This window comes from Paenibacillus shirakamiensis (assembly GCF_017874255.1).
Lineage (GTDB): Bacteria > Bacillota > Bacilli > Paenibacillales > Paenibacillaceae > Fontibacillus > Fontibacillus shirakamiensis.
This window is the reverse complement of sequence record NZ_JAGGLD010000005.1, coordinates 316,940-323,470: the sequence shown is the minus strand read 5'-3', so window position 1 is coordinate 323,470 and position 6,531 is coordinate 316,940. Positions and strand designations below refer to the sequence as shown.

General features: G+C 43.3%; 5 protein-coding genes. 4 read left to right on the top strand and 1 reads right to left on the bottom strand.

The genetic code is table 11. The annotated features are described in order from the left end of the window. The 3 genes from J2Z69_RS14970 to J2Z69_RS14960 form a co-directional block, all read left to right on the top strand. Positions 1-2,916, top strand: a 2,916-nt coding sequence (locus tag J2Z69_RS14970) for an S-layer homology domain-containing protein (RefSeq protein ID WP_209864328.1), incomplete at its 5' end; no start/stop codon positions are given. 213 nt (positions 2,917-3,129) lie between these two features. Next, on the top strand, positions 3,130-4,071 hold the full coding sequence (locus J2Z69_RS14965) for a helix-turn-helix transcriptional regulator (protein ID WP_209864325.1): 942 nt from the start codon (positions 3,130-3,132) through the stop codon (positions 4,069-4,071). A 62-nt stretch (positions 4,072-4,133) separates the two neighbouring features. Continuing rightward, positions 4,134-4,610: a GyrI-like domain-containing protein gene (locus tag J2Z69_RS14960; protein WP_209864322.1), complete on the top strand. Its 477-nt coding sequence runs from the start codon at positions 4,134-4,136 to the stop codon at positions 4,608-4,610. Positions 4,611-4,827: 217 nt separating this feature from the next. Here J2Z69_RS14960 and J2Z69_RS14955 read toward each other — a convergent pair whose 3' ends face one another. Beyond that, entirely contained in the window at positions 4,828-5,223 is a 396-nt protein-coding gene (locus tag J2Z69_RS14955; protein ID WP_209864319.1) for a hypothetical protein, read from the bottom strand. A gap of 216 nt (positions 5,224-5,439) precedes the next feature. On the opposite strand from J2Z69_RS14955, the gene J2Z69_RS14950 reads away from it, so the two are divergent. Continuing rightward, positions 5,440-6,528 carry a glycosyltransferase family protein gene (locus J2Z69_RS14950; RefSeq protein ID WP_209864317.1) on the top strand — a complete coding sequence of 363 codons (1,089 nt, stop codon included), beginning with the start codon at positions 5,440-5,442 and terminating at the stop codon, positions 6,526-6,528. Positions 6,529-6,531: the final 3 nt, after the last annotated feature.

The window sequence follows — 6,531 nt, the reverse complement described above, 5'->3', positions numbered from 1 at the left end:
GGAACTGGAACTGGAACTGGAACTGGAACTGGAACTGGAACTGGAACTGGAACTGGAACTGGAACTGGAACTGGAACTGGAACTGGAACTGGAACTGGAACAGATACAAGTACGAGTACTCCATCCGCAAGTACTAATAACGTAACTTTATTATCTAAAAACAGTACATGGAAATATCTAGACAATGGCTCGGATCAAGGTGTGGCGTGGCGAAGTGCTGGCTTTAATGACTCAAGCTGGAGCGCTGGCAAGGCACCCCTAGGGTACCCTACAGGTAAGACAGCCACAGATTTTGGAGCTTTACAACAAATTATTAGCTTTGGTGCGGATAGCGCTAAAAAATTCCGCACTTCTTATTTCCGTACTTCTTTAAATGTGACGAATTTAACAGCATATACAAAAATTGCAGGCAAATTTGGTATAGATGATGGAGTCGTTCTATATGTGAACGGAACCGAAGTATACCGTTATAACCTGACTGCGGGTGATGTGAAATACGATACTCTCACCACAGATACGATTGGTTCTCCGGTTACAGTGAGCGCAGATCTAACACAGGCTTTAAAAGGTGTACTCAAAGAAGGCGCCAATCAATTGGCAGTGGAGGTTCATCAACGTAGTGATGACAGTTCCGATCTCTACTGGGATATGCAGCTCATTGGTAACCCTGATGAGCAGACGACAACACCACCTACGACGACACCTACAAATCAAGTCACACCTACTGCGGTTGCACTAACCTATAATGGCGATCCTGCAACAGCTCAAGCTTTTGCTTATTACACGGACCCCACTGTGTCTAAGACCGTCCTTGAACTTGCTGAGACTTCCAAGGTTACTGGTAGTACGTTACCTGCCGGAAGCACGGTGACATTCCAAGGAACATCGCTTCCTGTTCAGGTTTTTCAAACATTAAATGATATGAAATCAACTAATAAATTAACCTCTTATAATAGTCATAAAGTAAGTGCTTCTAGTCTGAAGCCTGATACGCAATATAGTTATCGTTTGGGAGATGGCCAGGCGGGGCATTGGACGGATATTCGTACTTTTAAGACAGCTTCTAACAACACTAGCGCTTTTACATTTATATCTACAACAGATCCGCAGGGTACTTCAGATGCTGAATACGTAACATGGAATCACACGTTGCAGGAAGCATTTAAGAAATTTCCTACCAGCCGCTTTGTCTCGATTACAGGCGATTTAGTAGATAACGGGAATGTAGAGGACCAGTGGATGTGGTTGCTTAATAAGCCGCAATCTCTGTTCGGGAGTACACCGCTTGTCCCAGCGCTAGGAAACCATGAAAGTAAATCTAACAATAATTTTGCATACCACTTCAACTTACCTAACATTTCCAGTACAGATGCGAAGCCGGATGGATCTGTATACTCCTTTGATTATGGTGCTGCGCATTTCATGATTATTAATACCGAATATAGTGGGAAATCTGATGTTGTGTATCAGAAACAAGCTGATTGGTTAAGAACAGAAGCTGCAAAGACAGATAAAAAATGGAAAATTGTATTGTTCCATAAATCACCGTATTCTGTAGCTAATCACACCAATGATCCAGATGTAATTTATTTCCGTAGCAACCTAACTGCATTATTTGATGAGATTGGCGTAGATGTTGTCCTAAGCGGACATGACCACATGTATACAAGAACATTTCCGATGTATGGAAATGTACCTCAGGAAAATACGCCTAAGGATACAGACGGTAGCTTGCTTAATCCCAAAGGCACGATGTATCTAGTAAGTAATGCTGCTGGAGATAAGCGGTATAATGAGAATACTAAATTTGATTATCCATTTGCAGAAGTAAAGAGTCAACCTAACAAAGAAATGTTCACAGGTATTACAGTAAGTGATGATAAAATTAATTTCCAAGTGTATACCACTACAGAAGCAGGAACGACAGATGTCTTTGATCAATTCAGCATCAAGAAAACGGTAGCTAAGCCGAATCCAGTACAGCAGGCTAAGTTAAGTTCCGTTCAAAGTGGAAAAGCAACACTTACATGGAATGCCCCTACAACGGGATCAACGCCAACAGCCTATCGAATCTATGAAGTGAACAGTGCACTGGGTACCAACTGGACGGCAAAAGTAGATGCAGTAACAGGTAAGACGGCGTATAGTTACGTTATTCAAGGATTGACTGCGGGTACTAATTATCAATTTGCAATCAAAACAATTAGTAATAAGGATAGTTCAACAGCAGTAATGGTAACACCTTCCGCTAGTAATGGAGGTGGATCCAGTACTGAAAGTACACCTAGTGATACAGGAACTACAACAACGCCAAACCCAGGCACAGGAACCACCACAAAACCGAATACAGGTGGTACAACCACACCTGGAACAGGTTCAGTGGTACCCGTATCATTTAAAGATGTAGATACACATTGGGCTAAAGAAGCCATTGAAGCTGCTACAACCAAAGGGTTAATTAAGGGATATGGGGATAACTCGTTCCAACCAGAGAAGAAGATTAGCAGAGCGGAATGGATTTCCCTCTTAACTCGTGCTATCACGCCTAAGGCTGTTACAACAAGTAAGCCCTTTTCTGATCAACAAAAAATTCCTGCATGGGCTAAAGATTCAGTTACACAGGCCGTTCAAGCAGGATGGATTGAGGGATATGCAAATGGTGCTTTCCGTCCAGATCAGGAGATTACAAGAGCGGAACTTGCAGTTATGGTCGCACGCGCTAAGGGTCTAACGCTGAATACATCAGCTAAGTTAAGCTTTGCGGATGCAGCCAAAGTTCCAGCTTGGGCGGTTCCTTCCATTGATGCTGCGATGAAGGCTGGATACTTTAAGGGATCAGATAACAATCAGTTCCTTCCTTCTGCCACGGCTACTCGGGCTGAGGCGGTAACGGTTCTAATGTCTTTACTTAAATAGTCTTAAGACTTTGAGACACGACGAATAGACGAATACTTAAGAGAAGCCCTTCCTAAAGGAGGGCTTCTTCTTAATGTAGGATTGCGAGATGGGAATCACGAATACTACCATATAAGCTATAATGAGGTATTTAAGTTACATGAAGAATATAATTTATTTGTTACATAACTGTTCTCAGAAGGATAAAGATTATGGTGCTAAGGGTGATTGCATATGAAAATAGATCGTCTGCTCGGCATAACTATCTTACTCTTGAATCGTGAGCGAGTAAGCGCTAAGGAACTAGCTGAGAGATTTGAGGTGTCCACGAAAACTATATATCGAGATATGGAGACGCTTAATCAAGCGGGAATCCCGATTAGTGCACAGCAAGGTACATCTGGAGGATTCGAAATGATGCAGCAGTTCACATTAAGACGTCAATTTTTAACTTTGCAGGAAATGGCATCACTTCTTGCTGCTGTCAAAGGAATGAACAGTGCAGTTACAAGTCCTAAGCATGAGGGATTAGTAGAAAAGGTGACGGCACTTCTGCACCATACAGGCGATCGTGCACAGGTGAAGCAGGTAGGTCAAGGTATGATATTTGATTTTAATCCTTGGGGACTGGGGGAAAAGGCTAAACTCAAGATAACTACATTACATCAGGCGATCGAAGAGCGAAGTAGGGTAGAAGTTGCCTATGTAGATCGGCAAGGTATCGCTAGCGTACGCAGGTTGGAGCCGATATCGTTACTACTTAAGGGAAATGTCTGGTATCTTCATGCTTACTGCACTACGAGAAAGGATTTCAGAGTATTTCGTTTATCTCGAATTCAGACCGTAGATGTTCTTGCGGAGCGTTATGATCACGTTGAAGTTCCTTCTTTAGAGACATTTGATTGGAACACGCAGTGGAATGCACATCAACAGGTAGCCCTAAGTCTCCATTTTCATCCTGAGGTGCGCTATCTGGCGGAAGATCGGTTCGCTCCTGACTCGATAACGGAACGTATGGATGGGTGGATTGAGGTCAAAGAGACTTTTGTAATAGACGAATGGCTGTACAGCATGCTTTTAAGTTACGGTGAATACGTCATTGTCGAGTCCCCGGCGAGTATAGCCGATGAGCTTGTACGTAGAGCGCATCAAATTATAAAGCGATATTCTAACTAGACATACAGGTGTCCAGATGTACCAAGTATACTTATTTCAATACCGGAAGGAGAGAATAAGACATGATTCAGGAAATTATTAACTATCCAGCGATGACGCTTTATGGGGTTACCACTCGTACAACGAATGCAGAGGAAATGAGCCCACACGGACGATTACCTGGACTTTGGCAGACGTTTTTCCAAAGTAATCTGGCTGCCCAGATGGATATCAGGAACCCGCGGCGGACATATGCCTTATATACCCGGTATGAAAGTGATCATAAGGGGGCTTATACCGTTCTTATTGGACATGAACCCACCAAGGAGCAATCTGAACGGAGCATTCTTCTAGAGCAAGCCAAAGTACCAGCCAGTACATACCGAGTGTTTACTTGTCCTCCGGGGCCTGTGTCTGAAGTTGTTGCTCGCACGTGGGGAGAGATTTGGTCGTATTACGAGCACTCGTCAGAACAAAGAGCATACACTGGAGATTTTGAGATATATGAAGCGAATGACGAGAATCAGACTGAAATTAAGATATATATTGCGATTAAGTAGATTATAAGAAGTAAAATTATATTTATATTTTCATCTACCTAGTACGGCCTCCTTAGATGCAGGGGGCTTTTTCATGTCCTTGGGGCAATTTACTCTTGTTGCTAACGCAAAAACACCTCCAAGGTTGTCGCCCTATCTTACGATAGGGTTTCTTTCACTTGAAGGTGATGTATTCGTCTCACAACATAGAGTTAGACGAATTCGTACATAAGATATATTACGCTCTTTGTATAGCTAAGCTTGGTGTGCCGCTACTTACATCCACAAAAATAACATAGCGTACACCATCGGTTCCTGTAAGCACGAGACCTGGTTGATTAACAGCCCCCGGATTATAGTATCTGACTTGTTGCAAAGTTAGGGTTCCCGAAGGAAGAGTAGGTTGACTAGCTGCAGATAGTTGGTATGTTGCACTTACACTGCCTCCTGTAGCCATTCCTGTAACATTCAGAGTTCCTGCTACGGATTCACTGCCGTTGACTTGCAGATTTTGAGCTACTGTCTCGCTCCCCATAACATTTAAATTCTGGCTAATGGTCTCATTCCCTAGAACATTCAAAGCCTGGTTCACTGTCGCATTACCGGTCACTTGAATACTATCAAATGTTGGCAATTGAAATCATCCTTTCTGCTTGGAATACTATAGTGTATTCTGCGTTTAGAAGATTGGACAGGGTGCGACGGCAAAAATATAAGAGATTAAGAGATAATAGATGATGGTAGAACCATGAGTGCATGGTCGGATACCCACGCCAAGTCAAGGCGAGTGCATATAGTGATCAAAAGCAGGGTCGAACCCGGGTGAAACCGCAAAAGAAAGAGGAGGCTTATGAAAAAAAAGGTCAAAACCTCAAGCACTCGACTTTCGCCTCCAGCACAAGGAAAACTCATTACGAGGCAAGTCACCAAAGTCATGGATCGAAAGCTTCTTCCGGTCATGGATCTTCTTAAATCGGTACAGTTCCAGATGGAGCAGAGAAAGCTGCCCACTGCTGAAGAACATCATCCTATAATCTACAAACAAATTAGCCTATTATTACTTGTGCCATCAGCCAATGATTTTCAATGGGAGGAACCGCTCAGGCATTTGGTTAAAGAGGTTACCGTTAACAAATATGCGCATCCTCTCCGCGCCAGCCTTTCAGAGCATCGGATAGATCTCATCATAGTTATTGGCGGAGCAGAGCAACTCTCTCCTCACAATATAGAAGCTCTTCAGCTTACTTCCGTCCCCAAGGTTATTTGGCTGGCCGATGAGAAGGGCGTTACAGATACGGATAGACAATTAGCCCCTCTATTTGACTATGTATTCACTCAGAATGAAAACAATAGTGCAGTGTATCAAGCAATGTCCTGCGAGCAAGTTCACGTTATGCCGTTTGGTGCACGTTCTCGTACGTACTACCCGAGAGTGGTGGGGAATGAAAATTACTCAGATATTCTAATTTTAGGCAGAGCTGGAATGGAAGCTAATCCTTTATTAGAAGCCTATATGCTGGATGCTATTAGCAAGGGAAGTAAAGTTCGCGTATCGGAAGGAAGTGGGTTCGCACTCGAAGGAGCTAAGGTCGTAGACCCAACTGTTCCAATCGAGGACTACTATAATGGGGCTAATCTTGTGATTAACAGTAGTGGGAGCATGCAGTGCTGGCTGGAAGTTGCGGCATGCGGTACGTTTCAGCTAGTGCAGTATGAGCCCTCTCACCCATTTCCCAAAGAGTCACTAGACTCGCTATTGTTCTTCTATACCTTAGAAGATCTTACGGAGAAGGTAGCTTATTACGAGCTGCATGTCGATGAAAAAAGAGGTATGGCGTCGAGGGCGTTATCCGATCAGAAATATAACCACTCCTTTTTACAAAAGGGAATACAGTTGCTTGATATCGTGTTCACCAAGCTTAAATCCAGAGGTCTATGATGT